The organism is Nocardiopsis deserti, from assembly GCF_008638355.1.
Lineage (GTDB): Bacteria > Actinomycetota > Actinomycetes > Streptosporangiales > Streptosporangiaceae > Nocardiopsis > Nocardiopsis alborubida.
Genome location: NZ_VWVS01000060.1, coordinates 1 through 759, shown reverse-complemented (window position 1 = coordinate 759; position 759 = coordinate 1). Strand labels below are relative to the sequence as shown.

Genomic DNA, 759 nt, shown 5'->3' with positions numbered 1-759 from the left:
CTCATCTCATTTGGGTTTTCGGTAGCCTGCCTCTGTGTCGATGGTGGAACGGCTGGTGCCGGACGAGCTATGGGAACTGTTCCAGCGGGTGGTGCCCGAGGCGCCCACCCGCCCGCAAGGCGGCGGGCGGCGCAGACACGGCGACCGCCAGGTGCTGGCCGCGATCATCTTCGTGGCCACCAGCGGCTGCACCTGGGCACAGCTCCCGCCGGTGTTCGGCCCCTCCGGACCCACCGCGCACCGGCGCTTTGCCGAGTGGACCCAAGCGCGAGTCTGGGCCAAGCTCCACCGGCTCGTGTTGGACGAGCTCGGTTCCCGCGGTGAGCTGGACTGGTCGCGGTGCGCGATCGACTCGGTGAACATGCGGGCCCTCAAAGGGGGGACCTGACAGGTCCCAATCCTGTCGATCGGGGCAAGAAGGGGTCGAAGATCCACTTGATCACCGACCGGTCTGGTCTGCCCCTGTCCATGGCGATCTCGGGGGCCAACACCCACGACAGCCAGGCCCTGCAACCCCTGGTGGAGGGGATCCCACCGATCCGCTCCCGCCGCGGCCCCCGACGGCGCAAACCGGCCAAGCTGCACGGCGACAAGGGCTACGACTACACCCACCTGCGCCGCTGGCTCCGCCAGCGGGGGATCGTCCACCGCCTGGCCCGCAAAGGGGTGGAGTCCTCACAGCGGCTGGGCAGGCACCGGTGGCAGGTGGAGCGCACCATGGCCTGGCTGGCCGGATGCCGTCGCCTGCACCGCCGCTAC

1 protein-coding gene is annotated in these 759 nt (G+C 69.8%); it reads left to right on the top strand.

What is annotated here, in order from left to right; genetic code table 11:
* Positions 1-34: 34 nt before the first annotated feature.
* A protein-coding gene (locus FYW99_RS31595) for an IS5 family transposase (protein ID WP_190394899.1) occupies positions 35-759 on the top strand; the annotation gives its coding sequence in 2 pieces (ribosomal slippage) (positions 35-377 and positions 377-759; 726 coding nt annotated over the 2 pieces). This gene is flagged as partial in the annotation.